Source organism: Parvibacter caecicola (assembly GCF_003725335.1).
Classification (GTDB): domain Bacteria; phylum Actinomycetota; class Coriobacteriia; order Coriobacteriales; family Eggerthellaceae; genus Parvibacter; species Parvibacter caecicola.
In genome coordinates this window covers 1-25,997 of the sequence record NZ_QIBY01000022.1, presented here as the reverse complement: position 1 = coordinate 25,997, position 25,997 = coordinate 1, and the positions used below count along the sequence as shown (strand labels likewise).

The following is a 25,997-nucleotide window of genomic DNA, read 5'->3' as shown; positions in this document are numbered from 1 at the left end:
GGTAAATGCATGCAGGGAGGTTTCGTTGAACGGGAAGCTCTTGAAAATAGCCGCCGTGGCGTGCGCGGCCGTGTTCGCGGTGGCGTTGGCTGGCTGCGCGGGCGACAAGTACGTGCCCGAAGAGAAGCAGGCGCAGCTGGAACCGCCCGCCATCGGCGAGACGGACACGCTGCGGGTGGGCGTGGACACCGGCAAGGCCCCCTTGGCGGGCATCATGGAATCGAATCGTGCCATCGTGGGCTTGGACGTGGACATCGCCGCCGCCATCGCTGACGACCTGGGGCTGAAACTCACCATCATCGATGTGGGTTCTGACGCCGCTTCCGCCCTGGCCGACGGCACGGTGGACATTGTGATGGGGGTGAACCAGTCCGATGCCGACGGCTCCTTCTGGGTAAGCCAAACCTATCTGCCCACCGGCATCGCCCTGTTCTCCACCGACCCCAACGCCGGCGTGCCCGTGGCCGATTCCGGCGCCACCTTCGCCGCGCAAATCTCCTCAACCAGCGCTTGGGCCGTCAGCAACGAGTTCGGCGCCGGTTCGCTGGAGGCGGCTTCCACCTTGCTGGACGCCTTCGATTCGCTGAAGAACGGCCAGGTGAACTACGTGGCAGCCGATGCCGTCATTGGCCTATACACTGCGCATAGCCAGGACATGCAGGTATATCTCAGCGCCATGCTGTCGCGGGTGGGGGGCTATGTTATTGGTGCATCTTCCAGCAATGCCGAGCTGCAGACGGCCATTTCCCAGTCGGTGCAGAATATGGTAAACGGCGGCGTGCTGAACGTAATCGAGCGTAAATGGCTGGGCACCACCCTCGACCTTTCCTCGGTGCCGCTTACGGCGGCCGCCCAGGGCAGCGGCTCGGGCACATCGAACGGGGACGGCTCCGGCGCCGATGATTCCGGCAGCGGCGATGGCAACGGCGATGGCACCGGCTCTTCCGACGAGCAGCTGGACGAGAACGCCGAGGGCAGCGGCGATGTGGCCGAGCAGGACGCCTAGGTTCCCGATTCGCAGTGTTTTCGCAGATTGCAGGGCCGTCTTCCGGGGCGGCCCTTTCTCATGCGCGGAAACCATGGGGCGCCCCGTTCCTTTTGTTGCCACTGCCGCCAAATAGGGTAGAATAGCCAGCGTTCAACAGATGCAGAAGAGGGGCGGGAGAGGCCCCATCCTTTTGTTTTACAGACAGGAGCAATCCATGCTTGAATTGAAAAACCTCGTGTTCGAGGTTCCGGCGGGCGATGGCGCCACCAAGCGCATCATCGACGACTTGTCGCTCACCATCGGCGACGACCGCTTCACTGTCATCACCGGCCCCAACGGCGGCGGCAAATCCACCCTGGCCAAGCTGATCATGGGCATCGAGCAGCCCACCTCCGGCCAGATCCTGTTCAACGGCGAAGACGTCACCCATATGCCCATCACCGCCCGCGCGCGGCTGGGCATCGGCTACGGCTTCCAGCAGCCGGCCCGCTTCAAGGGCATGAAGGTGAAGAAGCTGCTGGACATCGCCGCCGGCCGCAAGCTGCCCATGCTGGCCTGCAACGAGTACCTCTCGAAGGTGGGCCTGTGCTCGGCCAGCTACCTCACCCGCGAAGTGGACAAGTCGCTTTCCGGCGGCGAGGTGAAGCGCATTGAAATCGCCACCATTCTGGCCCGCGACCCGAAGCTGGCTATCTACGACGAGCCGGAGGCCGGCATCGACCTGTGGTCCTTCGACCGCCTCACCGAAACCTTCCGCGACATCCACGCCGCTCGCGACGGCCGCTCCATCGTGATCATCTCCCATCAAGAGCGCATCATCCAGCTGGCGGACGAGATCGTGCTGCTGCGCGACGGCCGCGTGGTGGACACCGGCACCCCCGACGAGCTGATGCCCCAGCTGGGCTTCCGTCTCACGTCTCCCGGCGGCTGCCCGCTGTCTTCGCCCACCGAGCTTCACCTGACCGAAATCCCCACCACCTGCTAGCGCAGGCCGCACCATAAGGAGCAATCCATGAGCGTAGACCTTTCTCCCATCGATGAATCGCTGCTGGCAGAGATTGCCGGCCTGCACGGCATGCCCAAAGGCGCCTTCAACATCCGCCGCGACGGCCAGCTGGTAGAACGCCACAACTCCGCTTTCATCGAGATTTCCACCAAAACCGATGTCCCTGGCATCGACATCCGCATCGCCCCCGGCACCAAAGGGGAAACCGTGTACATCCCGGTCATCGTCACCCAGTCGGGCCTGAAGGACGTGGTGTACAACACCTTCTACGTGGGCGAAGACTGCGATATCAAAATCGTGGCCGGCTGCGGCATCCACAACGCCAGCCACGAGGCCTCCGAACACGACGGCATCCACAGCTTTTATCTGGGGAAAAATAGCCGGGTGGTGTATGTAGAGAAGCATTACGGCGAAGGGGAGGGCACCGGCGAGCGCATCCTGAACCCCACCACCAACGTGTACATGGAGGAGAACTCCTACTGCGAGATGGAGCTGGTGCAGCTGCGCGGCGTCACCTCTACGGTGCGCGACACCAACGCCGAGCTGGCCGCCGGCGCCAAGCTGGTGCTGGTGGAGAAGCTGCTCACCCACGACAACCAAACTGCCGAGTCCAATATGAAAGTGGAGCTGAAGGGCGACGATTCCTCCGTGCAGGTGATTTCCCGCTCGGTGGCCCAGGACAACTCGGTGCAGATTTTCAACCCGCTGGTGATCGGCGAAGCCGCCTGCCGCGGCCATGTGCAGTGCGACGCCATCATCATGGGCAACGCCAAGGTGAAGGCCATCCCTGGCATCGAGGCCGCCAGCGAGGACGCCCTGCTGGTGCACGAGGCCGCCATCGGCAAAATTGCCGGCGACCAAATCGTGAAGCTGATGACGCTGGGCCTCACCGAAGAGGAAGCCGAAAAAGAGATTCTGGACGACTTCCTGAGTTAAGCCGAAAGAGCCGCAACCACGAAGGGCGTCCTGTTGGGCGCCCTTCTTTTTGCCCGAGAAGGGGAGCTCTCCGGGGCGCTTCGCCGGACGCTGGGCGCTTTTTCCCGCGTCGAACGCGGCCGGGGGAGGCGGCGAAAATGGCGCAGGTCAGTGGCGCCGGCTCCCCGAATCAACGACTGCGGACTCGCATTGCCGCCTCCTTATGGGCCGCGTTCTTTGGCGGGGCGCCCAAAGTCCGGCGAAGCGCCCCGGAGGGCTCCCCAATGCGTGTTGCGGGCGCGGGTTAGTTTCCGCTGTTGAAGAGGTCTATTACGGTGAAGGGCTCGGCGCTGGTTTCGATGAGCTCCTTGCTGCCCACGGTGCAGATCATGCGGTGATCGGTGGCGCGGGTGAGGGCGGGGCCCAAATCGCGCACTGCTTCGGGGGTGGCGTTGATCACTTCGCTGCGAATGCGCTCTCGCAGTTCCTTGTCCAGGTGCTGGAAGAACTGGGCATCTTGGCGGCGCATCATCTCCCGCGGCTTCAGCGGCGTGTCGATGCCCGCCACGGTGGACACCACGTAACCGGTCATCTCGTCGGCGGCCGGTGCGAATGCGGAAAGCCATTCGCCAGAGCCCTCGAAGCGGGCGATGGTTTCGTCGATGTGGGGATCGCGGTACGAGTAGAAGCGCATCGAGCCAGGGCGCGTCATCTGGAAGCCGGCCCCGTAGGCACCGCCCTTCACCCGCACTTCGTTCCACAGGTAGTCGTAGCACAGGATGCGGCTCACCAGCATCCACACGCCGGTGAAGGGGCCGTCGAACAGGCGCCGGTCGTAGCCCATGGCGGTGTAGCTGACGTCGCTGGGCACGATGAAGGCCTCGTTTTTCGGGGTGGGCTTGGCGGCGATGAGGCGGGCGGCCACGGCGGAGTTGGCCAGCTTCAGCGCAGGCCCCATGGCCCAGAACCGTTGGAAGTCCTCGTCAGAGCCGGTGAAGCTGACGATGCAGCCGTCGCGGGTGAACAGGCGCTTGGCCACTTCCTGCAGCCTTTCGGCCAGGGCTTCCTTGCGCTCGTCGAAGTGCTCGATCAGATCCTTCAGGAAGAAGTAGAAGTCCATGCCTCCCATTTGCTCGCGCACCACGGCGGCCGGCAGGTAGTAAGAGGCCACGCGGGCCATGGCGGCGCTGTGGCCGGCGTTGGTGCAGCCTTGCTCGATGGTTACCCGCTTCTGGTTCAGGATGTCGCGGATCTTGCCGTAGTCGTGAAAGTTGCTCTCCAGCAGAATCTCGTCCGGCAGCTCGGCGGCGCAGTCGATGTTCTCCGACAGGCAAGACACGCTCACCACGAACTTCGCCGTGTAGGAGGTGCGCTCCAGGGCGTCTTCGTGCACCTCGGTGAAAAACGCCAGGTTGCCCAGCTTCGACTGGGCCAGCGTGTCCAGCTCGGCGGCGGTGCGCTGGGCGGTGTCCAGCTTGCCCAGCACCATGGCCAGGATGGTGGCGTAGGGCAGCTCCTCGAAGGAGAGGCGCGACAGGTCGAAATAGCGGTAGGCGAACACGATGCCGCGGGTGGGGATGGTGTGGCGCAGGCAGGGGATGGGGGTGTTGTCGGCCATGGCACAAGGGGGCTCGGCCGGCATGGCCTTGATGTCGTTCCGCGAAAGGGTGGGCAGGCTGGCCAGGACTTCAGGGCTGTCCGGCTGGTCCTGGGCCGCCCGCAGCTCGGCCTCTTGCCGCTCGACTTCCGCCAACTCGTCTTCGCTCATGGTGTCGGCCATCTGGGCCAGGGCCGCTTTCAGCTTCCCGTCCTCCGGCTGCTCTTGGGGCACCAGCTCGACGGTGGCCATGTGGGGGTTCTCCAGCACCAGTTCCCGCAGCAGCTGTTCGAAGTAGCCCTCGTCCAGCGCCTGTTTCAGGGCGGCGAAGTCCTCATCGTATCGCAGGTAGCTGATGGCGTCCGCCTCGTTGTACAGCCAGCCGGAAAGGGCCGACATGGAAAGCAGCACGCCGTCAGGGTAGCCGAAGTTGCGCTCCCGCATCACGAACTCGGCGTGGGAGAGGGCGGCGCGCACCAGCTCGCGGTCCAGGCCGCCGCCGGCCAGCCGCTGGGCCTCCTTTTGCACCAGGGCGTGAAGGTCCTCCACGGTTTTGCCGGGCCTGAGCCCCTTCAGCTGGATGACGGCGAAGGGCTGGGCCATGGCATCTGCCAGAAACGCGCCGGCGTCGTCGGCCAGCTGCGCGTCCAAAAGCGCCCGCTTCATGGGGCTTTCGTTAGAGCCTATGATGGCGTCCAGCAGAATGTCGCAGGCCAGCACCCGGCGCCGGTCGTGGGCGGTGCCGGCCACGAAGGCGGCGGCGCAGGCGGCGTTCTCGGGGGCGGTGGCCATGGGCTTGCGCACCCCCAGCGCCCGCACCGGCGCCTGCAGCTGCAGGGGGTTGGGGGCGCTGGCGGCCGACTGGGCCGCCAGGGGGGCCAGGTAGTTGCGGTTTATGAAGCCCAGAAACCGTTCCAGGTCCAGGTTGCCGTACAGCACGATGTAGCTGTTGTCGGGGCGGTAGTGGCGCCGGTGGTTGTCCAGGAACTGCTCGTAGGTGAGGTCCACGATGCTCTCCGGCACGCCGCCCGACTCGAAGCGGTAGGTGGTGTCGGGGAACAGTGCCGCCGAAAGCGCGTCGTAGAGCACCGAGTCGGGGTCGGACAGGGCGCCTTTCATCTCATTGAACACCACGCCGTTGTAGGCCAGCCCCGCCCGCGCATCGCCTGCCGCCTCTTCCAGCGGCTCGTCTTCCAAGGGCCGCACCTCCAGGTGCCACCCTTCCTGCTGGAAGATGGTGGGCTTCTGGTAAATCAGCGGGTGGAACACCGCGTCCAGGTACACGTCCATCAGGTTTTCGAGGTCTTGCTCGTTGGTGGAGGCCACCGGGTACATGGTTTTGTCCGGGAAGGTCATGGCGTTCAAAAACGTCTGCATCGAGCTCTTCAGCAGATTCACGAAGGGCTCTTTCACCGGGAACTTGTCCGAGCCGCACAGCACCGAGTGCTCCAGGATGTGGAAGACGCCGGTGTCGTCGGCGGCGGGGGTTTTGAAGGAGATGGAGAACGCCTTGTTCTCATCGTCGTTTCGCAGGTACAGCAGCCGGGCGCCCGAGGCGGTGTGGGTCATCACGTGGGCAGTGCCGTCAATCTCGGTGAGGGGTTGGCTGCTCAGCAGCTGGAATCCGTTTTGTTCGGCCGTTTTGGCAACGGCATCGGCAATGGAAGACATAATCAGCCTTTCGGGCGCACGCGGCGCCGGTTTGTGAGGGCAGGTATCCGTAAGGCTGTCAGCTGCGCGAGGGAGCAAGAACAAGGCGAAGGCCTAAAAGCGCTACGGGGAAGTGCGGTTGGCGGGACGGAATGCGGCACACTGCAGGGGGCTCCGCATCCTTCCTGCGTCAACGTTCAATTCTACTCTCTTCCTGTACAAAACAAGGGTGAAACGGGGCTTGGCAGTTAAAACACCATCAGATTGTTGGCGGCTGGCGCGCCAAGGCGCCGCGGGCGTTTGTGCATCTCGCGGGCCTATTCCCGCAACAGGGCAACGCGCTGGGCGCAGGCGCGGGCGATGTGGTATTATTCTCGGTTGGATTTTTGTTCGCATTTAGAAGGGACGTTTATGTCTGGGCATTCAAAGTGGGCTACCACCAAGCACCGCAAGGCCGCGCAGGACGCCAAGCGCTCGGCTTTGTTCTCCAAGCTTTCTCGCAACATCACCGTAGCGGCGAAGGAAGGTGGCGACCCTAACCCCGAGAACAACGCCTCCCTGGCCGCCGCCATCGAGAAGGCGAAGGGCTATTCGCTGCCCAAGGATAAGATCAAGACCGCCATCGACAAGGCCTTCGGCTCTGGCAAGGACGCCGCCAACTACGAAACCGTGGTGTATGAGGGCTACGGCCCGGCCGGAGTGGCCGTGTACTGCGAGGCCCTTACCGACAACCGCAACCGCACTGCCGCCGATGTGCGCAGCGCGTTCTCCCATGCGGGCGGCAGCTTGGGCACCTCCGGCTCGGTGGCCTTCCAGTTCGAGCGCAAGGGCCAGCTGCAAGTGCCCAAAGAGGTGGAAACCGGCGATAAGAAGAACCCCATCGGCCCCAACGGTGCCGCTGCCGACGAGGACGAGTTCATGATGGCCGTGGCCGAGGCCGGCGGCGACGATTACGAGGACGCCGACGACGAGTGGATCGTCTACACCGATCCTTCCGCTCTCATGGCCACCGTGAAGGCGCTGGAAGCGCAAGGGGTGCAGGTGAAGGGCGCCGAGATGACCATGATCCCCACCACTCCCACCGAGGTTTCCGTGTCGGATGCCAAAAAGGTGATGCGCCTCATCGACAAGCTGGAAGAGCTGGAAGATTTGCAGAGCGTGTATCACACCATGGACATCACTGACGAGATTGCCGAGGCGCTGGACGAGTAGCTGTTCGGCTTTGTGCGGCTTCTCGCCGGACAAGGACAAGCTTTCCGAAGGGCGCCGGCCGCAGGGTTGGCGCCCTTCGTGTTTTTTCTCGGTCGTCGCTGCACCCGCGCAACATGCCGGAAACATTGGCGCAAAAACCCGTGGTAGGGTGGAAACATGCAGGCGCGCGTGGGCCTTAGCCCCCAATGGGTAGGGGCTGCGCGCATATCCCCAAAGGAGGATCCATGGGTTTTCTCGAAGGTAAAACCGCAATCATCACCGGTGCCGGTTTCGCGGCGCTCAAAGACGGCAGCGCCGGCTCCATTGGCTACGGCATCGCCACCGCCTATGCCAAGGAAGGCGCCAACCTGGTAATCACCGGCCGCAATGTGCAGAAGCTGGAAACCGCGAAGGAGAAGCTGGAGGCCGAGTTCGGCATCCAGGTGCTGGTGGTGCCCGCCGATGTGAACGCCGGCGCTGACAACAAAGCGGTGGTGCAGAACGTGGTGGACCGGGCCATTGAGAAGTTCGGCCGCATCGACGTGCTGGTGAACAACGCCCAGGCCTCCGCTTCCGGCGTCACTTTGGCCGACCACAGCACCGACCAGTTCGACCTGGCTATCTATTCGGGCCTTTACGCCACTTTCTACTACATGCAGGCCTGCTACCCGCACCTGAAGGAGGCAAAGGGCTCGGTGATCAACTTCGCTTCCGGCGCGGGGCTGTTCGGCAACTACGGTCAATGCGCTTATGCGGCGGCGAAAGAAGGCATCCGCGGCCTTACCCGCGTGGCCGCCACCGAGTGGGGCCCCGACGGTATCAACGTGAACGTGGTGTGCCCGCTGGCGTGGACGGCAGCACTGGAGAACTTCCAGGAGGCCTACCCCGAGGCCTTCGAGGCCAACGTGCACATGCCCCCCATGGGCCACTACGGCAACGTGGAAACCGAGATCGGCCGCGTGGTGGTGCAGCTGGCGAACCCCGACTTCAAGTTCATGAGCGGCGAAACTCTCACTCTGGAAGGCGGCATGGGCCTGCGCCCGTAGGGGCGGCTGCAAACCGCAAACAGCCGCCTTCGCGCCCCGGTGGTCGTAAGTTGCGGCATTCGTGCTTGCGAACACCAAACATATGTTCTATGATAGCCCCGTTGATTTGGAAAGCGGGGCTTATTCTTTTGGCGGACAGTCGCATCATATTGGGAATCGACCCGGGCCTGGCCCACACCGGCTGGGGCGTGGTGGAGCAGCGGGGCGCGCGGCTTAGCTGCGTGGCTTACGGCTGCGTTGCCACCGGCGCCGATACGCCCCTAGCCGAGCGGCTGCTGAAGGTGCACCACCAGATAGGAGCCGTCATCGAGCGGTTTCACCCTAGCTGCGTAGGGATAGAAACCGTGTGGTTCGGGCAAAACGTGACGGCCGCCTTCGCAACGGGCCAAGCCCGCGGCGCGGCGCTGGTGGCCTGCGCCGAGATGGGGCTTTCGGTGGGCGAGTACGCCCCCAACCAAATCAAGATGGCGGTAGTGGGGGAAGGCACGGCCGACAAAGCGCAGGTGCAGTACATGGTGCGCCAGCTTCTGGGGCTGCCTTCCGTGCCCGAGCCCGACCATGCGGCCGACGCCTTGGCGGCGGCCATCTGTTACGTGACCCATGAAGCGAAAGGGTACGCATGATAGCGTTTCTCAGCGGGGAAGTGGCGGCAGTGGTGCCGCCGGCCACCGCTTACATCGATGTGTGCGGCGTGGGCTACGCCGTGGCCATGCCCGGCGGCAGTCTGGCCAAGTTGGAGGTGGGCAAGCCAGTGCGGGTGCTCACGTACCTCTCGGTGAGCGACAACGGCTTGGGGCTGTACGGTTTCCTCTCCGAAGAGGAGAAGGCGCTGTTCGAGAAGCTGATCGGCGTATCGAAGGTAGGGCCGAAAATGGCGCTCGCGGCCCTTTCCACCTACACCCCGCGCGAGCTGGCCGACGCCATCGCCGCCCAGGACACCGCGCGGGTGGCCCGTATCCCGGGCGTAGGGAAGAAAACGGCCGAGCGCATCATCTTGGAACTGAAGGGCACGCTGGAGCGGGGACTGGAAACCCTGTTCGATGAAGGAGCGGGCGCTCCCGCTGCCAACAGCGCCGCCTTGGCCGGCGCCACCGAGGCGCTGCTGGCCATGGGCTTCACTTCCGCCGAAGCGGATGCGGCCCTGAAGGGGGCTCCTGAGGGGGCGGCCGAGGGGGCGCTGCTACAATATGCCCTGAAACGTTTGGGAAGCAGATAGCGATAGGCGGCCATGGCATTTGATTTGGACATAGAGGGCATCGGCTACGTGGCCGGTGCAGGCGCTGCGGGCGAAGGCTCCCCTGGGGCGCGCAATCGCGCGGTGGCCCCTACCTTCACCGAGGACGATCTGGAACTGGACTTTTCGCTGCGCCCGAAGCGGTTGGAGGATTACCTGGGCCAGGCGAAGGTGAAGGAATCGCTGGGCATCATGATCGATGCGGCGCGGGCCCGGGGAGACGTGGCCGACCACATTTTGTTCTCGGGCCCGCCGGGCCTGGGCAAGACCACCCTTGCTACCGTGGTGGCCAACGAGCTGGGCGCCTCCATCCGCACCACTTCCGGCCCCGCCATCGCCCGCACGGGGGATCTGGCGGCCATCCTCACCAACCTTGAAGAAGGGGACGTGCTGTTTATCGATGAGATTCATCGTCTAAACCGCATGGTGGAAGAGGTGCTCTACCCCGCCCTGGAAGATTTTGAGCTGGACATCGTGGTGGGGAAGGGGCCGGCGGCCCGTTCCATCCGGCTGGATTTGCCTCGCTTCACTCTCATCGGCGCCACCACTCGTACCGGCCTGCTCACCGGGCCCTTGCGCGACCGTTTCGGCGTGGCGTTCCGGCTGCAGTACTACACCCCCGAAGAGCTGGCGCTCATCGTGTGCCGCTCCGCCGCCATATTGAACGTGGGTATCGACCAGGAGGGGGCGCTGGAGATTGCCCGCCGCAGCCGCGGCACCCCCCGTCTTGCCAACCGCCTGCTGAAGCGGGTGCGCGACTGGGCCCAAGTGCGGGGCGATGGCGCCATCACCGAGGACGTGGCGGCCCAGGCCCTCACTTTCTTTGAGGTGGACCATCTGGGGCTGGACGCCGTGGACAACCGCCTGTTGGAGGTGCTGTGCGTGCAGTTCTCCGGCCGGCCGGTGGGGCTTACCACTTTGGCCTCCGCCCTGGCGGAAGACCCTGACACGGTGGAGGACGTGTACGAGCCTTTCCTGATGCAGCAGGGGTTGGTGATGCGCACCCCCAAGGGGCGCCAGGCCACCCGCCGCGCCTGGGAGCATTTGGGCATCGCAGTGCCGGAAGACATTTGACGGGGCCGCCGTCCCGCGGCCCGCTACAGGAGCACCGAAGTGATTGAGCAAGACTACCTCATGCGCCGCATCATGGCGCTGTTCGCCGCCATCCGCCGCAGTTGGGAGCGGGAGCTGAAGCACGACGATCCGTTGGATTCCTCCGAACAGCTGGAAATGGCGCTGGGGCAGGCGGTGGATTTCGACAGCGGCCTTCTGCTGTCGCTGGCGCCGGAATCCTTTGCCTCGATGGTGCAGGTGTCCGGCACCGACCAGCGGCTGGTGGCGTTCATGCTGCGCAGCCTGGCCTTGGCTTCCCGCTTGCGGGCCGAAGGCAACGACGGCGCCGGTTCCGCCCTGCGGTTGCAGCAGGCGCAGGCGCTGGCCGCCTTCTACGGGGTGCCCGACGAGGACTGGGCCATCGACGATGCCGCCCTGGAGGGCTTGTGTCGGGAAATGGATGAAACGGGCGCCGTGGGCGAATAGGGCTGCGCGGGCGGCAATCCCAAGGCGGATGTGCTTGGGGAAGCGCGCGCGGCGCGGCTGAGACGGCCGGACGGGGAAGCGCGCGCCGTGGCCGAAGCGGGCCGTCCGGCCCCCGATTTCTCGCATTTGCGGGGCCAAACGCAAATTGATGACAATCCGTAACCTAAATCTACGCGTAGCTTGGTCATCTTTTCTGTATAGTGAGGGGAGGCTTAGCAACTAGTCTCAGCCGATCGCGATTTTGCGGTCATCGCATTACCTTTCTGGTAGGCAGAAGGGAGAAAAGAGGAAATCATGGCGGAAGGCACTGTGAAATGGTTTAACCCGGAGAAGGGCTACGGCTTTATCTCCCAGAGCGATGGCGAGGATCTGTTCGTCCATTTCTCCGAGATCCAGATGGATGGGTTCAAGACGCTCGACGAGGGGGCCGCTGTTTCGTTCGACGTGACCACTGGTCAGAACGGCAAGCTCCAGGCGAGCAACGTTGTGCGCCTTTAGGCCATAGCACCATTGCACGCAAAGCGCCCGCAACCGCGGGCGCTTTTTTTGTCTCACAGAAGGTCGTTGTAGGCCTCTTTGGCCCAGGCGGGGACGCGGGGGCCGGTCACCACGTACAGGTTGTGGCGGGCGCGGGTGAAGTGCACGTAACGGCGCCGCCGCGCGTCTTCGGGGGCATCGGCCCCGCAGGCCAGCGAAGGCACCAGCACGTTGTCGAACTCCAGCCCCTTGCACTTCAGTTCTCCCATCACGTACAGCCCCGGCTTCGAGATGTCCACCTCGTCGCGCAACCGCCCCTCCGCGGCGGCGCATACCTTCGCCATGGGGTTGCGCACAACCACCCCGCGCGCCAGCAGCTTCGCGTCCCAGTCGGGGCCGCCCACCAGCAGGGTGGTGCGGTTCGGCTGCGCCGCCAGGTTCACGGCCAAATCCAGCACCTCCTTCTCGCCGCCGCGCACCAGCTGCACGCACTCGCTCTTCGGCGCCGTGTGGTTGAAGATGCCCTGGCAGCGCTGGGCAAAGGCGTACACCGCGCTGTTGCTGCGCAGGTTCTGGGCCAGGCTGTAGGTGGTGGCCCGCCGGTGCACCCCCAGCTGCTTCCAGGAGAAATCCCGCTGGTAGATGCGCTGGTTCTCGTCCACTGCCATGTAAACGCGGGTGTCCATGTTCTCGCGCATGGCCAGCAGCAGCTCAATGGAACGGGTGGCCAGATCCTGCGCCTCGTCCACCGCAATCATAGAGAAGCGGGGCAGCTCCCTGGATTTCAGCAGTCGGTTCACCGCTTGCTCCAGCGTGAAGCGCCTCTCTTGCGCCAGCAGTCTGCGCTGCTCGTGCCAAACCTCCAAAATCACCGGCCGCACTTCCTTACGGGGCTTGTGAACGCCCCCGCGGCCGATGCGCGGCGCCGCCGGATAGTGCAGCTTCGCCTCCTGTTCCGTCAGGTAGTGGGCCTCCAGCCAGCACAGCTCGTCGTTCATCCAGGCGATGTTCTTGTCTGCGGCTTTGCCGTGGGTGTCCACGAAAAAGGCCCCCTTGTGCTGCGGGTACCGCTCTCCCACTATCTCCATCGCCTGGCCGGTGAACTGGTGCGAGTAGTCCAGCTTCCAGGTTTCGCCGGCGGGGAAGGCCACGTCGCTGCAGACGGGCTTGCGCTTGTTGTTGTAGGTGGGCATCAGCATTTGGTACACCAGGCTGTCGAAGGTGGTTACCCTGATGCGCTTGGCCTCAGGGAAGGGCTTCAGCAGGTTGGCGGCGTAGTGGGCCATCTCGCGGTTGAAGCACACGAACAGCAGCGCGTTTTCCTCGGTGTCGGGGGCGTCCGGCGGAATCTGCACCGCCTCTTGCAGCAGCTTGGCCAGAAGGCACAGGGTTTTGCCGCTGCCGGCGAGGCCCTTGATGCGCACGATGGTGGATTGGTTGTTGCGGCGGGGATGCTCCAGAATCTTTCGTTGGTCGTCGGTGGCTTCGGCTTGGTGGTTCAGCAACAGGCTGATGAAATCGGTTTCTGCAATTACTCTTTCCATGTTCGGCTTCCTTTCATGAATGTTTGTTTTGGGGAAGGGTGGCCTGCGCAGGGGTGCGCCGCTGGTTCGGGCGGCTGTTGTGCAGGCCGTTCGGCACGGGGGCTGCGCTTCCGCCCATGCCGGGGCGCCACGACGCGCCTCTTGTTTGCAGGTATGAGGTTTTCAAGGTGCCGGGGGCGCCGGAGAAGGAAGCCGGCGCCCCGCCCTGCGATGTGGCAACCGCCGGGGACAAGAAGTAGTTTATGGGGAAGAGAAATGAGGCCCGTAAAATTTACGAGCGCAGGGGAGGGGCAAAACGAAAGCGCAGCCTGGCCTTCGCGAAGGTTGCAGCGTTTCGTTCGGATGACGTCGGGAGGGCCCCGGGTTGGCTCCGGGGTCTGTGGTAAACTGTGCAAAGAAGTGAACGGCGGTCGAGAAGCGGGGTGATATCGTGCTTAACCTTGGAACCATCGCTCGTGAAGTGGGTGAAGTGGTGGTGGACTATCCTGTGACGCGGGTGCAGCTTTTCGGATCTTACGCCCAGAACTGCGCGCGGGAGGAAAGCGACGTCGACCTGCTGGTAGAGTTCACATCTGTTGCCGTCTCGCTGCTCACGCTTGCTTCCTTGAGGAGCCGCCTGGAGGAGAAGCTAGGGGTGTCGGTCGATCTTGTCCATGCTCCCTTGCCCAAAGACGCCTTTCTCGATGCGGGTAGAACGGTGACGCTCTATGAAAGATAAAAACACGGCCGTCCTGGAGAAGATCCTCAGCGAGATTTCCATTGCGCAGGGGCTTATGGGCTCACACGACATGGATTCGTTCCTGGAGGACGAGATGGTGAAGAGGGCCGTCTGCATGACGGTCATAAACATTGGAGAGCTCGTAAAGAATCTTGAGATGGATTCCAGGAGCCGTTACGCCCAAGTGCCATGGAGGGAAATCGCGGGGTTTCGCGACGTTGCGGCCCACAAGTATCAAACGCTCCGAATGGAAGACGTGTACGTAACGGTGAAGGATGAGCTTGGCCCGATAGCCGAAGAGATTGAAGCCATATTGGAGGAAGGCGCACGGTTAACGAAATAGGCATCTTTGGCGCCTATTGGGGTAGACACATGCACGCCATCGAGAAGTGAGCCCGCTTTTGCGGGCTCACTTCAAAAAAATCTAACTTTTTCAGCTTACTGATAGGTCACTGTGTATGTGAATGTTGATTCCTTACCCTTATCGACCCCATATACTCCACGCACTTTTACGGTTATGGTCGTTGTGCCCTTTTGCTTAAATACCAGGCAGGCGCGCCCATAAGGCGGAATGTCAAGCTTTTCATCATATTTTTCATTGGCGATATAGTTACCCGAGCCGTTGCCGTCGAGCATGGCACTCTGGTTGCTGGATGTAACGCTCACGATTTCACTGCAGAAAGCCTCGAAGTAAATCGCATCTGCGCCGCTGTCCGAAGAAAATGTGAACTGATTCTTGGTTAATCCGCAGGTCACATACACACATTCAGTGTACCAGCTATTGGCCATGCTGGGTGCGCGAGTCTGACCCCCATCCGACAGAGAAGAGGTGCCCTGGATGAGAGCGTGAGCCTGAGCATCCCAGGTTTGCGGAGTGTAAGGCAGCACTAACATGTACCCTGGGGTTGCATCGACAAGATATTGCTCGCCATCCATCCAGATTATGTCGTTATGATGATTGCCAATGCCTCCAAAGCTCAAGTTGTACCAACGCTGCATTGTCATAGCGTTTTGGAACACGTAGCGGATACCTAAATCTTTGCAGAAGTCAGCAAGCATGAGGTTGCCCGCATAGCAATCGCCCGACCCATTGAAATATAATCCGCGGCCAGAAGAAGAGGCGGTCGAATAGGGGTAGCTTGATATCATTTCAACAAGTCTGTTTACTTTGTCATACTCGCTCATGCTCGCATTTAGGTTCTCTTTAATCCACCGGGCGCGCCAATCGTCATACTCATCGCCTATTATGGCGGTTACCGTCATGTTGCTGCGCACATTGGAAAAGCTTCGATCCCAGCCTTTGAGATAGTAGCCTGTATTCAATTCGACGGTAGGCGCTGTAGCGCTTCCGCCGGATTTCACAATCTGAGTAGAAAGGGTGCTTGACGGATACATGATAAAGCCGCCACCTGAACTGATGGGTTTGAGATAGGAGGACTTGCTCACCTTGAAAACAACCCGGTATGAGGTCGCTTGGTTAGAAGAAGAGCTACCATTTGCGCCTGGTACCCATGCGCCGTCGGGGCCAACCCAGTAGTTTCCGACCCACTGGTTTGTCACCATGCGGCCAGAGGCATTTACATAGTAGTTCCCCACCCATTTACTGGAATCCATGGCACCAGAGCTTGTCAAGTGATACCAGGAACCGTTCACCTGCTGCCAGCCAGTGGCCATTGCACCCGAAGGCTTGAGGTAGTACCAGTTTTTACCGACCTGCTGCCAGCCGGTGGCCATGGCGCCAGAGGGCTTGAGGTAGTACCATTTATTTCCCGCTTTGTGCCAACCGGTCTTCATCCAGCCGGCGTCATCGAACAAGTACCATGAGCCAGATATCGCTGCCCATTCCGCTTTGGCGTAGCCTCCGTTGTCGTAGGAGTACCACCACCTTCCCCCCGATTGCTGCCATTTGCCCGCTTGCGCAGCATGGGCGGGCTGAGGGTCGATGGCGGATTGCGCCATCGCAACGCCTGTTCCTAGAACGAGGACAAGCGCCGCAGCGAGAGCCAGACGGAGCAAGCCTCCCGAATCTCTTTTCTCTTTCTGTAGGGATTTCCGTATTCCCACCTATGCCTGTGCCCGAATTTCGCCCATGCGGGCACAGGCCGTCTCCGTTTCCTGCCATAAGGGGTAGCCTTCCCGAATCGTCATAGCCGAGCGTTTGCGGACTACCCCTTCAGCCCCTAATGCCCCTGCCGTCATGTGGCTGCTGGCCATAAAAGTGGGAGGGGGCGAAACCGGGGCAAAGTGCCCCTTGCCCCGCCCCCTCTCCTTTGTTGAGCTAGCCAAGCGAAGGGTTGGCCCAAATCGCTTTACCGCGTCTTGTCCCAAAGGCCGTTCTCGTTCACGTGGTATTTCCCTATCCACGTGTTCGTTGCCATGGCTCCCGAGGAGGTGACGTAGTAGTTGCCGACCCACTTATTGGCCTGCATTACGCCAGAGCCATTCATGTAGTACCAGGAGCCGCCGATCTTCTGCCAGCCAGTGGCCATGGCGCCCGAACCCTTGAGGTAGTACCACTTACCCCCGACCTTCTGCCAGCCAGTAGCCATGGCGCCTGAATTTTTGAGGTAGTACCAGGAGCCGCCGACCTTCTGCCAGCCGGTGGCCATGGCGCCCGAACCCTTGAGGTAGTACCAAGTGCCATCAATCTTCTGCCAGCCAGTGGCCATGGCACAAGAACTACCAAAGTAATACCAGGATCCGTCTAACTTCCACCAGCCGACAAGCGCTGTACCCTTAGGCTGACGGTCGCTCTCTTCCCTCATCTCCGGTGTGCAGAAGTAATACCAGTTACCGCTCAGCTTTTTCCAGCCGTAGGCAGGCAGACCGGATTCCTCTAGATACATCCAGAGCTCGTCAGAGATCCGATAGTGTACCCAGCGATTGGTTACCAGTGCCCCTGACTCTTCAAAGTAAGAGAAGCCCTCGTAGGAGGAAAACTTGATGCCCACATACTGCCAGCCGCCATGGAGCATCCAACCAAATTCGTCGAAGAAGTACCAGGCCGAACCAATCTTCTTCCAGCATTGGCGCACCATATCGCCTGACGGGTTGAAGTATTGCCAGCCTATTTCGGTTGTGCCGCTGGTATCAATCTCGTTGTCTCCCGACCATCAGCCAGTGATCATCCAGCCCTGGTCATCGAACCGGTACCACTTTCCGTCGATTTTCTTTTCTTCTCCCTTGACGTAGTTGCCTGAGTCGTCGATATACTGCCATTTCCCGCTCGTCTGCTGCCAGCCAGCCTGAGCGGCATAGGCCGGCTGCGCGTCGGCAGCCATTTGAACCGCAACGCCGGTGCCCAACGCCACGGCAAACGCCACGGCGAGCGCCAAGCGCGCAAATAGGGCAGGGTGCCTTTTCGTTGCTTCCATAACCCTTCTCCTTTCTCATGGAAACCAATTACTTCTATCTGCACTCGCGAACCAAAGTCGCGAGAGAATTTGTCCGCCAGCATGCTTTCGTTGGGTAGGTGCTGGGAAAGCTGGGCTTTTGGCGGTTGAGAGACGGTGCCCGCAGAGTCTGCGGGCGCTGCCATGCGCGAAGCGCGGCATCTCCTCCTTATTCGTCGGCGCCGGTTGGATCGGCGTCGACGTTCAGGGGGAGAATGACGCCGTTGTCGTAGCGGGCGCCGCTTCCCGTGGCGGAGAAGAGCTCCGCGGTGACCGACCCGTCAGGGTCGATGTGGGAGAACACGTCGGGCCCAAAGTGGATTTTGATTTTGGGCTTTTCGCCTTCGCTGGGGTTGGTCATCTTTCTTCCTCTCTCTCGCTCGAATGCCATTGCCAGTAGGTGCGTTTCGAACTGACAACGAGCATCCTACGCTGCCGGGAAACAAGCCCCGTAAGATTTACGGCTTGCCTCCCTGAGCCCAAAGTCTTACTACCGCCTGTTTCTCGCCGCAGCAGCAGCGTTAGCGGCGTGGTCGGCAGCGCGCCCGGCGGCCTGGGCGGCGCGCGCGGTGTTCTGAGCGGTTGCGGCGCTGCTGCGGGCGGTTGCGGCAGCGCTGGTGGCGATGTTTCCCGTATTGACGGCCGTAACTACGTTGGCCGCTGCGGAGGCGATATTCGCACCAAGATTCATCGCGCTTATGCTTATGAGGCCTTGAATCATCTCTTCGTTCTGGGCCATGCGCTCTTCGAGGGTTTGGTTCAGGCGGGAGGTGAGCTGCTGCTGGCGCAGCGCGGCTGCCTCCATGGCGTTGCGATGCAGGTATTCGTCGTAGAGGTTCACCGCCTCTTTGATGGAATCGGCCTGGTAGTTGGTCACCGCTTTCAGGAAATAGGCGCTGGCGTCCACCGTCATGTAATCGGGGGGATACCAGGAGGCGGCGTCCTCCTGCCAGGCGATGCGCCAGGACTCCATGTGCTCGGCCAAGGAGTTCATCTTGGCGACGGTTTCCTTGTTGCGCTGGGTACCCGCCTGGATGGCCTGTTTCAGGGCCTCGTCGTTTTGGGCGTTGATGGTCGCCACTTCCTTGTTCTTCCATGCCATGTACTGCTTCACGCCAAATGCGCAGCCTACCGAGAGGGCGAAAATAACAATATAGTAGAGGTCGTTTCCGTAATAGGAATAACTGCCGGTCAGGCTGTACAGCACGATGAAGGCAAGAAACGTGAAGACGAACCACATCCCGACGTTCCACTTGTATTTCGGCGGCAGGGGAGCCGGGGCGGGGATTTTGGTGATGATCTGCTTTTTGAGGGATTGATCCTGTTGCTCCAGGTTGGCGAAGCCGGCCAGGATGGTGTGGGCGCGCTGCAGGTTTTCCAGCAGCTGGTCGCGGGTCATAGATTCAGACATTGAGCCTCCTTGCGTGTGTTTCTCGGCGGAGGCATCCAATGAGGAGAGCGTCCACCACGATTGCCACATCGCAAAGCCCCCTTGTCACCCAAGAAAGCAAAGAACGGAGACGCTCCCCAGCATCTCTTTCTTGGGTACAGAGGGACAGGCCCCAGGTGGGGCGGGCTATTACGATGTGGCGGTGACGATTTTAGCACGGCCGCGCCGCAGTTGCAGCAAAAGATGGCATCTTTCCCCTGATGGGCGGGGCGGTTTAGAAGTCGTCCTCGTCGAAGAGGGGGCGGAACCGGGCGGGGCATCCGTGTGGAAGGGCCGGGTTGCTGCTGCGGTAGAAGCTGAGGCAGCGGCTGAACTTGGGATCGGTGGCGCATTCGTCCCGGAAAGCCGCCAGGGCTCTGCCCGCCATAATGCGGATGGAGCCGTAGGGCGGCAGCACCTCGGCATTCATGTTCTCCAGCCGCGTGTCGGCGCCGCTGGCGTGCGGCTTCAGCAGGTCGAAGTAGTTGATGTCCAGGTTGGGGCTTGGGCTGCGGCGCAGTATGACGAAGAAAAAGGGGGGCCGGGGCACCATGGTGCGCAGCCTGCTGCGGGCGGACGGACCGCACCATGCTTCCACCGTGTGCTGTCCGTCCTCCAGCAGATCGGGGCCCATGAGGTACAGGCCGGCGCCGCTGCGGCTGTCCAGCAGAAGCGGCATCAGCACATCGGCGTAGTCGGTGGGCTTGGCGGCCATGGCCTCCCACAGCTGCACGATGGATTCCTGCAGACTGTCGTCCGCAGCGCCGCTGGTGACGCCGCCCGTTCCCGGCCGTGCGCTTTCGCTTGACGCGCTTGCTCTGTTGGTGGTACCCGTTCCCGGCATGGCGCTTTCGCCCAGGCCGGCGCTCTTGTCCGTCCCCGTGTTTTCGTAGGGCAGAGATTCTATCTCTGCCTCCTGCGCCCCAACGCCTCCGGCATTCGCGGCCTGGCCGCCGTAGACGTGCAGCTGGTAACGCTCCACCAGTCCCAGGGGTATCTCCTTCAGGCGGGGACGGCGCGGGGCGGCGATGATATTCGGTTCTGCCTGGGGCGCTTCCGCCCTTCCGTTGCCGTCGTCTGCCCGGGCCGGCTCCTTCACGGCAGCCTCCCAATCGTCTTGCTGCAGCAGCTGCCGTTCGCGCCGCCGCAGCTCGGCGGCCGGGTATCCGGCATCGTAGAGCCACGCTTCCGCCTCGGCCCCCACAAGCCGCTCGATCACGGCCTGCAGCGGGGCCTCTTCCAGGGAAAACGACGGCCAACCGGGGCCCGCCTGCCTGCGGTAGTCTTCCCGCGCCCAGCGCAGCCGCTCTTCCCGCTCCTCGGCGCTGCCCAGGGCCTCTGCCCCCATGCGCGCGTCCAGGGCGCACTCCATCACCCGCTCGCACAGGTTGCCGCGGCGGCGCGGGGCGGTGCCGTTGGGGGTGGAGGCCAGCGCCGTTTCGGCGGCTGCGCGCAGGGCGGCGGGGGCGAGGGGCGGCTGCGGCGCCAAGTGCCCGCAAGTTACCAGCAGCCGCTGGGCCTCAGGGCCGTTGCCGCCCAGCAGCAGTTGCTTCAGCTGTACCCGGAAGGCCTGCTGGTGCTCTTCTTGCTTGAAGTCCCCCAGCTGGGACTGTAGCGGCTGGGCGCTGTGGGCGCAGTAGTCGTCCCGCAGGAAGTCCAGCAGCCGTTCGCGCAGGCTACTCATGGCAGCCCCCGGCCATCAGGCGGGCCTTCACCTTGTCCAGAAGGTAGATGGCCTCGTCGATGGTGGATTTGCGGGCCAGTTGGCTGAAGCCCTCCTGGGCCAGCAGGGTTTCCACGGCCCGGGATGCCAGGTCGGCGAAGTCCTCGGGGCAGCCTTCCCCTTCGAACAGCTCTTCCCGCAGCTGTAGGTACTGGCGGCAGAACTCCTCCCCATCGGCAAAGCCGGCCTGCCACGCCTCCAGCCGCTCGGCGATGCGCCGGTGGCGCCGCTGCTCTTCCTGCTGGGCCGCCTCCATGGCGTCGGTTTCCCATTGGGGGCGCGTCTGAGCCTCTTCCACCAGCTGGTTCCACTGGGCCTCCATCGCCGCGCGGTTGCGCTGCACTATCTCGGCGTCCAGTTGGCCTGCGGCCACCGCCTCGTCCAGCTGTTGGGGCGACATGAGGGGAAACCCCGCCCAGGCGGCCTCGTCGAGCGCCTGCTGGTAGGGGCCGGCCACCATCTCCCGCAGGTGCGCCGGTATGGCATCGGCGATGGGGGCGCCCGTCAGCAGCCGGTAGAGGTCGTCGGCCATGGCGAAGAAGTCGTCGGGGCGCGGCACCCCTTCCGCCAGGTAATCGGTGGCGTCGCACAGCTCGTCCAGCAGAAGCGCGCGCGGTTTGGCGGCGCGGGCCTGGGCCGAAGCGGCCAGCTGCGCCACCTCTTCCGCGGTGCCGCCGTACCAGGGAGTGCCGGCCGCCAGCCGCACGGCGCAGTAGAAGAAGGGGGCGGCTAGCGCGCATTCCGGCGCGGCGGGCAGCTGCGCCTCAGCCAAGGGCTGTTGCTGGAAGCGGCTGAAGCGCCCTTGCTCCAACAGGCGGTCGATGCCCTCGTTTTGGGCGTAGGCCCGCGTCAGCTTCTGGGCCAGGGCCTCTTGGCCGGCGGCGGTTTGCGCCCCCAGCTGGGCCAGGGTGGTGCTGCGCCCCGCCAGCAGCGATTCCAGCTCCTGGGTGGCCGCCTGCAGCTTTTCCTTGCGCCGCTGCAACAGGGCGATTTGCTCAAGGGTGATGGGGGAGGGCTCGTGGCCTGCGGCGGTGCTGTTCACGGGAAGTCCTTTCGCTTGCGATGGGCACCATTGTAGCGCTTGGCCGTCGGCGCGCAGGGTTGGCGGCCGGTGGTGCGCCAGGGCTAACGCTACGGAAGGCGCAACGGCCGGGGCGGGGGAGGGGGCGGCGCGTCGTGCGGCCGCCGCACCCAGCGTCCCGCGGCTCGCGGCGCCCCCGGGCGCCGCCCCCGCCCCGGCGGCTCCTCAAAGCCCCCACTTCTCCTGAATCTCGCGGATCTGCTGTTCCATCTGCGGAATCAGCTCCTTCTCCCGCCGCGCCGCCTCGGCCGCTTCCGCCGCCTTCTTCACCTCTGGCAGCTGCGGGTACAGGGGGTGCTGGTCAAGCGGGTAGCGGCGCACCTGCTGGCCGCCCTGGCCCTCGGTGTACAGAAAGGCGCTGCCCACCGGAAGCTTGAGGATGCGGTCGGGCAGGCAATTGGCCAGCGACGCGATGTAGTTCACCGTGTCCAGGTCGTGGCCGCCCAGGTACAGGATGTGGGCGCAGTTGTTGATGATGGTGCGCGCCCGATCCTGCCCGTACATGGCGGAGAGCTGGGTGATGCTCTGCAGTACGATGCTCACCGAGATGCCGCGGGAGCGGATGACCGACGTGATGTTGTCGAAGTCGGGGATCACCGCGCTGGCGGCGAAGTCGTCCAGGTACATGCGCACCGGGAAGCGCAGGCGGTTGCCTTCGCACTTGGTGTCGGCGTAGTTGCACAGCTCGCTGATGGCCTGGCTGTACAGCAGGTTCACCAGCCTGTCCATGGAGCAGTCGGTGTCGCTCACGGTGAGGAACAGCGCCTGCGGGAAGCAGCCCAGCGACTTGAGGTCCACCTGCCAGAGCTTCTGGTAGAACTCAACGGCGCTGGAGAGCGCGAAGGGGGCGAGATGCTGGGCCGCCACGCCCAAGATGCAGGAGAAGGTCTTCTCGCTGTCCCGCACGGCGCGCACCGCGCTGAACTGGTTGACAAACAGACAGTTGGGCCGTTTTTCGACGATTTCGAGGTAGCCCTCCTCGGTGGCGTTGCTGCCGGCGTTGGTGACCAGGGTGTGCACCGTGCCCAGGTGCTGCTCGTCGGGGGGCAGCCACTCCAGGGTGTAGGCGATCATGGCCGCCACCAGCGACCGGGCCGAGTTGTCCCAGTAGGGGTCGCTGCCCGTGGAAGGCGGGCAGAGGGCGGTGGCGATGCGCATCACGTCCTGCTCGTTGGCCTCGCGGGTGACGGGATCGACGCGCACGAACGCCAGCGGGTTGTAGCCGATGTCGCTTCTGGCCAGGTTGGTGAAGTCGATGGTGCTCAGCTCGTAGTCGTTGTCCTCAAGGACGGGGCCCACCTCGTGGCGAAGGTTCCCCTTCGTGTCGGTGATGATGAAGCTCTCGGGGGCGTTCTGCTCGCGGGGGAGCGCCTGCTGCAGCAGGTTGGGCTTGATGTAGTGGCGGGTTTTGCCGGCGCCGGTGGGGCCGATGATGAGGTCGTTGTTGTTCAGGCCGGTTTTCCAGGTGTCGCCGGACACCTGCACCCCGTCGGCCAGGATGCGCAACCCCTCCTCGGCGCAGTTGTCCTTGTGGCTGCTCACGTACGCCTCCAGGTACGCCAGGTACTCCCTCTCCTGGATGGGCATCTGAGGGACGACTGGGGCGTACTCCTCCTCGTCGGGCCCGGGGATGACGGGGCAGTAGTCAAGGGGGTCGTCCCAGGGCAGTTCGCCCTGGACGGGGGCGCCGTCTTCGGCGGGGGCGACTTCCTCCTCGCCTTCGCCGAAGACCATGGCGAGCATCGAGTTGAGCTCGGCATCGAGCTCGGCGTCGGTGCAGTCCGCACCGTCCCCGGCCTCGCCCTCCGCCTCGTTGCCGGGCCAGTCGATGACGGGGTCGCAGGCCCAGGGCTCCAAGGGCTCCAGCCCCTCCAGGATCGGTTGGCCGTGGATGGCCTCCACCGCCTCCTTCATTTCCCAGAACTCCGGGGTGCCGTAGGTTTGCCAGGGCAGTTTCTTCTCTTCCATGAGATTCTCCTTCTCTTCAGGGGTTTGCTTTCCTTGCGTTGCTGGTGGGCCGCTTGCGCCCCTGCTGCCGCCCCGCCTTCGCGACGGGGCGGGGCGCACTTGGCCACCCGAGTGCCTAGAGGGCGGTGATCACGCGGTCGGCCAGGCCGAACTCCACCGCCTGCGCGGCCTCGAAGTAGCTGTCGTGGGAGGTGGTGGCCAGCACCTCTTCCAGGCTTTTGCCCGTGTGGGCGGCTATCACCTGGCCGGTGATTTCCCGCACCCGCATCAGGTTGTCGCTCAGGGCCTTCATCTCCAGCGCGCTGCCGCCGGCGGCGCCGGCCAGGATGGGGTCGTGGATCATCACCTGCGAATGGGGCAGCATGTCCCGCTGGTCGCCGGCGATGAACAGCAGCGCGGCCATGCTGGCGGCCATGCCCAGGCACACGGTGCGCACCGGGCAGCTGACGGCTTTCATCACGTCGTAGATGGCCAGGCCGCTGAGCACCGAACCGCCGGGGCTGTTGATGTAGATGGTTATCTCGCCCTCGGGGTTGGCCTGCTGCAGGTAGCGCAGCTGCAGGCACAGGGCATCGGCGGCGTCGTCGTCGATGGGGCCCACGCATTGGATTTCGCGGCACCGCAGCATCTCGTCCACGATGCTGTAGCGGTGGATGCCCGAGGGGGTTTCTCGGAGGATGTAGGGAAGGGTGGCGGCCATGTTAGCTCCTTTGCTGCTCTGCCGGCCCGCGGCCGGTCCGTTCGTTGCAAGGAGCATTATGGGGAAGGGGATTTTACCGCCCGTAAATTTTACGACCCGCTGCAGGGGAGATAGCTGACAGGGGACGGGGATAGCGTCATATTGGGCGCGCAGCGCGCCCGGTATGACGCTATCCCCGTCCCCTGTCAGCTAGGGTTGTCCTCAAGGAAGGGCGGGCGCCTTAGTAGTCTTTGGCGGCGGGGCTTTTCATCCATGCGCGCTGGAACTGGGGGTATTCGCCGGCCAGCACTGCTTCGCGGGCGCGGGCCATGAGATCGATGAGGAAGTGCAGGTTGTGCACCGACAGCAGGATGGCCCCCAGCATTTCCCCTTGCTTCACCAGGTGGCGCAGGTAGGCGCGGGAGTGGTTCTGGCAAGTGGGGCAGTTGCAGGCGGCGTCCAGCGGCCCGAGGTCGCGGGCGTACTTGGCGTTGCGCATGTTCATGCGGCCGGTGGAAGAGAACGCCGTGCCCATACGGGCGGTGCGGGTGGGTAGCACGCAGTCGAACATGTCCACGCCCTCGCCCACGGCCCGCACCAGCGTGGTGGGGTTGCCCACCCCCATGAGGTAGCGGGGCCGCTCTTCCGGCAGCGCCCGGGCCACATCGCCCAAGGTTTCGAACATGGTCTCGTGGTCTTCGCCCACCGAGTAGCCGCCGATGCCGAAGCCACCGAAACGGCGCCCGCCGCCGGCCAGGCTCTCCTGCTCGATGGCCAGAAGGCGGCGGACGGACTCCAGCCGCAGGTCCAGGTGCATGCCCCCCTGCACGATGCCGAAGAGGGTTTGGTCGGGGCGGGTGTGGGCTGCCAGGCAGCGCTTCGCCCAGGCGCTGGAGAGGTCCACTGCCCGCTGCACGAACTCGCGGGTGGCGGGGTAGGGCGGGCACTGGTCCAGCTGCATGGCGATGTCGGCCCCCAGAAGCTGCTGGATGCGCATGTTCTCCTCGGGGGTCCAGCGCACGTAGGTGCCGTCGTACACCGAGCGGAAGGTAACGCCATCGTCGTCCAGCTTGCGGGTGTCTTCCAGCGAGAAGATCTGGAACCCGCCGGAGTCAGTGAGCATGGGGCCCTGGTAGCCGGAGAAGCCGTGCACGCCGCCGGCCTCCGCCACGATTTCGGGGCCGGGCCGCTGGGAGAGGTGGTAGGTGTTGGCCAGCACCACCTGCGCCCCCAGCTCTTCCAGCTGGCGCACAGTGATGCCCTTCACGGTGGCGGAGGTGCCCACCGGCATGAACATGGGGGTTTGGAAAGGCCCGTGGGCGGTTTCGTAGGTGAGGGCGCGGGCGTTGCCGCTGGTGGCGTTTACGGTGCAGTCGAAGAGTGCCATGGCCATCCTTCGGGAATTTGTGAACGAATGCTTAAGTAATTTGCGCTTATTGCGCCCAATTGCCGCAGGGGCTTGGGCATTTGGCGCGATTTGGTAGTATAGCGCTCATGGAGACACGGGAGAACACGGGAAAACTGTTGCTGCACGCTTGCTGCGGCCCTTGCTCGCTGGAGCCGGTGCGGCTTTTGCGTGAGGCGGGGGTGCAGCCGGTGCTGTACTACGCCAATTCCAACATCTACCCGCCCGAGGAATACGACCGCCGGCTTGGCACCATCCGCGCCTGGGCCGCGGGGGAGGGCTTGCAGCTGGAAGAGGGGGCCTATTGCCCTGAGGCGTGGGAGGCCACCGCCGGCAAGGCGGGGGAGGCGGCGAAGGAGCGCTTCGGCACGGTGATCCACGAGGCGCAGCCGGCGCCGGCCCGGACGGGCGAGGG

The 25,997-nt window shown here is 63.6% G+C and carries 25 protein-coding genes; 13 read left to right on the top strand and 12 right to left on the bottom strand.

From position 1 onward, the window contains the following. The first annotated feature begins 25 nt into the window (after positions 1-25). From DMP11_RS09195 to DMP11_RS09185, 3 genes are all read left to right on the top strand, one after another. A complete protein-coding gene (locus tag DMP11_RS09195) occupies positions 26-1,006 on the top strand; it encodes a substrate-binding periplasmic protein (RefSeq protein ID WP_123186197.1) in 981 nt (326 codons plus the stop codon). A gap of 196 nt (positions 1,007-1,202) precedes the next feature. Continuing rightward, complete coding sequence (locus DMP11_RS09190; RefSeq protein ID WP_123186196.1) at positions 1,203-1,973, top strand: ABC transporter ATP-binding protein; 771 nt, start codon at positions 1,203-1,205, stop codon at positions 1,971-1,973. Between the two features lie 27 nt (positions 1,974-2,000). Beyond that, on the top strand, positions 2,001-2,930 hold the full coding sequence (locus DMP11_RS09185) for a SufB/SufD family protein (protein ID WP_123186195.1): 930 nt from the start codon (positions 2,001-2,003) through the stop codon (positions 2,928-2,930). 283 nt (positions 2,931-3,213) lie between these two features. Here DMP11_RS09185 and DMP11_RS09180 read toward each other — a convergent pair whose 3' ends face one another. Further along, the gene (locus DMP11_RS09180; protein WP_123186194.1) at positions 3,214-6,177 is read right to left on the bottom strand and encodes an insulinase family protein; all 2,964 of its coding nucleotides are present in this window, start codon (positions 6,175-6,177) and stop codon (positions 3,214-3,216) included. Positions 6,178-6,567: 390 nt separating this feature from the next. Between DMP11_RS09180 and DMP11_RS09175 the strand changes: the two genes are divergently transcribed. The 7 genes from DMP11_RS09175 to DMP11_RS09145 all read left to right on the top strand — a co-directional run bounded on the left by DMP11_RS09175 (position 6,568) and on the right by DMP11_RS09145 (position 11,664). Beyond that, the gene (locus DMP11_RS09175; RefSeq protein WP_123186193.1) at positions 6,568-7,368 is read left to right on the top strand and encodes a YebC/PmpR family DNA-binding transcriptional regulator; all 801 of its coding nucleotides are present in this window, start codon (positions 6,568-6,570) and stop codon (positions 7,366-7,368) included. A gap of 224 nt (positions 7,369-7,592) precedes the next feature. Continuing rightward, complete coding sequence (locus tag DMP11_RS09170; protein ID WP_123186192.1) at positions 7,593-8,393, top strand: SDR family NAD(P)-dependent oxidoreductase; 801 nt, start codon at positions 7,593-7,595, stop codon at positions 8,391-8,393. 89 nt (positions 8,394-8,482) lie between these two features. Further along, the gene (ruvC, locus tag DMP11_RS09165) at positions 8,483-9,016 is read left to right on the top strand and encodes a crossover junction endodeoxyribonuclease RuvC (RefSeq protein WP_123186191.1); all 534 of its coding nucleotides are present in this window, start codon (positions 8,483-8,485) and stop codon (positions 9,014-9,016) included. Continuing rightward, a complete protein-coding gene (gene ruvA / locus DMP11_RS09160; RefSeq protein ID WP_123186190.1) occupies positions 9,013-9,609 on the top strand; it encodes a Holliday junction branch migration protein RuvA in 597 nt (198 codons plus the stop codon). Before ruvC ends, ruvA begins: the two co-directional genes overlap by 4 nt. A 12-nt stretch (positions 9,610-9,621) precedes the next feature. Continuing rightward, positions 9,622-10,701 carry a Holliday junction branch migration DNA helicase RuvB gene (gene ruvB, locus DMP11_RS09155; protein WP_123186189.1) on the top strand — a complete coding sequence of 360 codons (1,080 nt, stop codon included), beginning with the start codon at positions 9,622-9,624 and terminating at the stop codon, positions 10,699-10,701. A gap of 39 nt (positions 10,702-10,740) precedes the next feature. After that, positions 10,741-11,166 carry a hypothetical protein gene (locus tag DMP11_RS09150; protein WP_123186188.1) on the top strand — a complete coding sequence of 142 codons (426 nt, stop codon included), beginning with the start codon at positions 10,741-10,743 and terminating at the stop codon, positions 11,164-11,166. Positions 11,167-11,460: 294 nt separating this feature from the next. Next, the gene (locus DMP11_RS09145) at positions 11,461-11,664 is read left to right on the top strand and encodes a cold-shock protein (RefSeq protein ID WP_123186187.1); all 204 of its coding nucleotides are present in this window, start codon (positions 11,461-11,463) and stop codon (positions 11,662-11,664) included. Between the two features lie 53 nt (positions 11,665-11,717). Here the strand turns inward: DMP11_RS09145 and DMP11_RS09140 are convergent, their stop codons facing one another. Beyond that, the gene (locus tag DMP11_RS09140) at positions 11,718-13,187 is read right to left on the bottom strand and encodes an ATP-binding domain-containing protein (protein WP_123186186.1); all 1,470 of its coding nucleotides are present in this window, start codon (positions 13,185-13,187) and stop codon (positions 11,718-11,720) included. Between the two features lie 430 nt (positions 13,188-13,617). Here DMP11_RS09140 and DMP11_RS09130 point away from each other — a divergent pair, with 430 nt between their 5' ends. Together DMP11_RS09130 and DMP11_RS09125 are read left to right on the top strand one after the other, a co-directional pair. Then, complete coding sequence (locus DMP11_RS09130; RefSeq protein ID WP_123186184.1) at positions 13,618-13,905, top strand: nucleotidyltransferase family protein; 288 nt, start codon at positions 13,618-13,620, stop codon at positions 13,903-13,905. After that, positions 13,895-14,248 carry a HepT-like ribonuclease domain-containing protein gene (locus DMP11_RS09125; protein ID WP_123186183.1) on the top strand — a complete coding sequence of 118 codons (354 nt, stop codon included), beginning with the start codon at positions 13,895-13,897 and terminating at the stop codon, positions 14,246-14,248. The genes DMP11_RS09130 and DMP11_RS09125 overlap by 11 nt, the downstream gene beginning before the upstream one ends. A 95-nt stretch (positions 14,249-14,343) precedes the next feature. On the opposite strand, the gene DMP11_RS09120 is transcribed toward DMP11_RS09125, so the two are convergent. The 10 genes from DMP11_RS09120 to tgt all read right to left on the bottom strand — a co-directional run bounded on the left by DMP11_RS09120 (position 14,344) and on the right by tgt (position 25,564). Next, positions 14,344-15,864, bottom strand: a complete 1,521-nt coding sequence (locus tag DMP11_RS09120; RefSeq protein WP_148041128.1) for an N-acetylmuramoyl-L-alanine amidase family protein — start codon at positions 15,862-15,864, stop codon at positions 14,344-14,346. Between the two features lie 350 nt (positions 15,865-16,214). Beyond that, on the bottom strand, positions 16,215-16,943 hold the full coding sequence (locus DMP11_RS10650; RefSeq protein WP_123186181.1) for a cell wall-binding repeat-containing protein: 729 nt from the start codon (positions 16,941-16,943) through the stop codon (positions 16,215-16,217). Between the two features lie 75 nt (positions 16,944-17,018). Beyond that, a complete protein-coding gene (locus DMP11_RS09110; RefSeq protein ID WP_123186180.1) occupies positions 17,019-17,279 on the bottom strand; it encodes a hypothetical protein in 261 nt (86 codons plus the stop codon). Positions 17,280-17,466: 187 nt separating this feature from the next. Next, positions 17,467-17,658, bottom strand: a complete 192-nt coding sequence (locus DMP11_RS09105; RefSeq protein WP_123186179.1) for a hypothetical protein — start codon at positions 17,656-17,658, stop codon at positions 17,467-17,469. Positions 17,659-17,787: 129 nt separating this feature from the next. Continuing rightward, positions 17,788-18,708 carry a hypothetical protein gene (locus tag DMP11_RS09100; protein WP_123186178.1) on the bottom strand — a complete coding sequence of 307 codons (921 nt, stop codon included), beginning with the start codon at positions 18,706-18,708 and terminating at the stop codon, positions 17,788-17,790. 253 nt (positions 18,709-18,961) lie between these two features. Beyond that, positions 18,962-20,410, bottom strand: a complete 1,449-nt coding sequence (locus DMP11_RS09095) for a hypothetical protein (RefSeq protein WP_123186177.1) — start codon at positions 20,408-20,410, stop codon at positions 18,962-18,964. Then, complete coding sequence (locus DMP11_RS09090) at positions 20,403-21,491, bottom strand: hypothetical protein (protein WP_123186176.1); 1,089 nt, start codon at positions 21,489-21,491, stop codon at positions 20,403-20,405. The genes DMP11_RS09095 and DMP11_RS09090 overlap by 8 nt, the downstream gene beginning before the upstream one ends. Positions 21,492-21,695: 204 nt before the next feature. After that, the gene (locus DMP11_RS09085) at positions 21,696-23,498 is read right to left on the bottom strand and encodes a VirD4-like conjugal transfer protein, CD1115 family (RefSeq protein WP_123186175.1); all 1,803 of its coding nucleotides are present in this window, start codon (positions 23,496-23,498) and stop codon (positions 21,696-21,698) included. Positions 23,499-23,613: 115 nt separating this feature from the next. Beyond that, positions 23,614-24,198, bottom strand: coding sequence for a ClpP family protease (locus DMP11_RS09080; protein ID WP_161555354.1), 585 nt, complete (start codon positions 24,196-24,198; stop codon positions 23,614-23,616). Positions 24,199-24,418: 220 nt separating this feature from the next. Then, the gene (gene tgt / locus DMP11_RS09075; protein WP_123186173.1) at positions 24,419-25,564 is read right to left on the bottom strand and encodes a tRNA guanosine(34) transglycosylase Tgt; all 1,146 of its coding nucleotides are present in this window, start codon (positions 25,562-25,564) and stop codon (positions 24,419-24,421) included. Between the two features lie 107 nt (positions 25,565-25,671). Between tgt and DMP11_RS09070 the strand changes: the two genes are divergently transcribed. After that, a partial coding sequence (locus tag DMP11_RS09070) for an epoxyqueuosine reductase QueH (protein WP_148041127.1) occupies positions 25,672-25,997 on the top strand: 326 nt, incomplete at its 3' end.

Coding starts and splice junctions, on each gene's coding strand:
- DMP11_RS09145 (WP_123186187.1), top strand. CDS start 11,461: ATGGCGGAAGGCACTGTGAAATGGTTTAACCCGGAGAAGGGCTACGGC.
- DMP11_RS09105 (WP_123186179.1), bottom strand. CDS start 17,658: ATGACCAACCCCAGCGAAGGCGAAAAGCCCAAAATCAAAATCCACTTT.
- DMP11_RS09180 (WP_123186194.1), bottom strand. CDS start 6,177: ATGTCTTCCATTGCCGATGCCGTTGCCAAAACGGCCGAACAAAACGGA.
- tgt (WP_123186173.1), bottom strand. CDS start 25,564: ATGGCACTCTTCGACTGCACCGTAAACGCCACCAGCGGCAACGCCCGC.
- DMP11_RS09095 (WP_123186177.1), bottom strand. CDS start 20,410: ATGAGTAGCCTGCGCGAACGGCTGCTGGACTTCCTGCGGGACGACTAC.
- DMP11_RS09100 (WP_123186178.1), bottom strand. CDS start 18,708: ATGTCTGAATCTATGACCCGCGACCAGCTGCTGGAAAACCTGCAGCGC.
- DMP11_RS09125 (WP_123186183.1), top strand. CDS start 13,895: ATGAAAGATAAAAACACGGCCGTCCTGGAGAAGATCCTCAGCGAGATT.
- ruvC (WP_123186191.1), top strand. CDS start 8,483: ATGATAGCCCCGTTGATTTGGAAAGCGGGGCTTATTCTTTTGGCGGAC.
- DMP11_RS09085 (WP_123186175.1), bottom strand. CDS start 23,498: ATGGAAGAGAAGAAACTGCCCTGGCAAACCTACGGCACCCCGGAGTTC.
- DMP11_RS09120 (WP_148041128.1), bottom strand. CDS start 15,864: ATGGCGCAATCCGCCATCGACCCTCAGCCCGCCCATGCTGCGCAAGCG.
- DMP11_RS09185 (WP_123186195.1), top strand. CDS start 2,001: ATGAGCGTAGACCTTTCTCCCATCGATGAATCGCTGCTGGCAGAGATT.
- DMP11_RS09170 (WP_123186192.1), top strand. CDS start 7,593: ATGGGTTTTCTCGAAGGTAAAACCGCAATCATCACCGGTGCCGGTTTC.
- DMP11_RS09190 (WP_123186196.1), top strand. CDS start 1,203: ATGCTTGAATTGAAAAACCTCGTGTTCGAGGTTCCGGCGGGCGATGGC.
- ruvA (WP_123186190.1), top strand. CDS start 9,013: ATGATAGCGTTTCTCAGCGGGGAAGTGGCGGCAGTGGTGCCGCCGGCC.
- DMP11_RS10650 (WP_123186181.1), bottom strand. CDS start 16,943: ATGGTGCGCCAATGCTGGAAGAAGATTGGTTCGGCCTGGTACTTCTTC.
- ruvB (WP_123186189.1), top strand. CDS start 9,622: ATGGCATTTGATTTGGACATAGAGGGCATCGGCTACGTGGCCGGTGCA.
- DMP11_RS09080 (WP_161555354.1), bottom strand. CDS start 24,198: ATGGCCGCCACCCTTCCCTACATCCTCCGAGAAACCCCCTCGGGCATC.
- DMP11_RS09110 (WP_123186180.1), bottom strand. CDS start 17,279: ATGGAAGCAACGAAAAGGCACCCTGCCCTATTTGCGCGCTTGGCGCTC.
- DMP11_RS09175 (WP_123186193.1), top strand. CDS start 6,568: ATGTCTGGGCATTCAAAGTGGGCTACCACCAAGCACCGCAAGGCCGCG.
- DMP11_RS09140 (WP_123186186.1), bottom strand. CDS start 13,187: ATGGAAAGAGTAATTGCAGAAACCGATTTCATCAGCCTGTTGCTGAAC.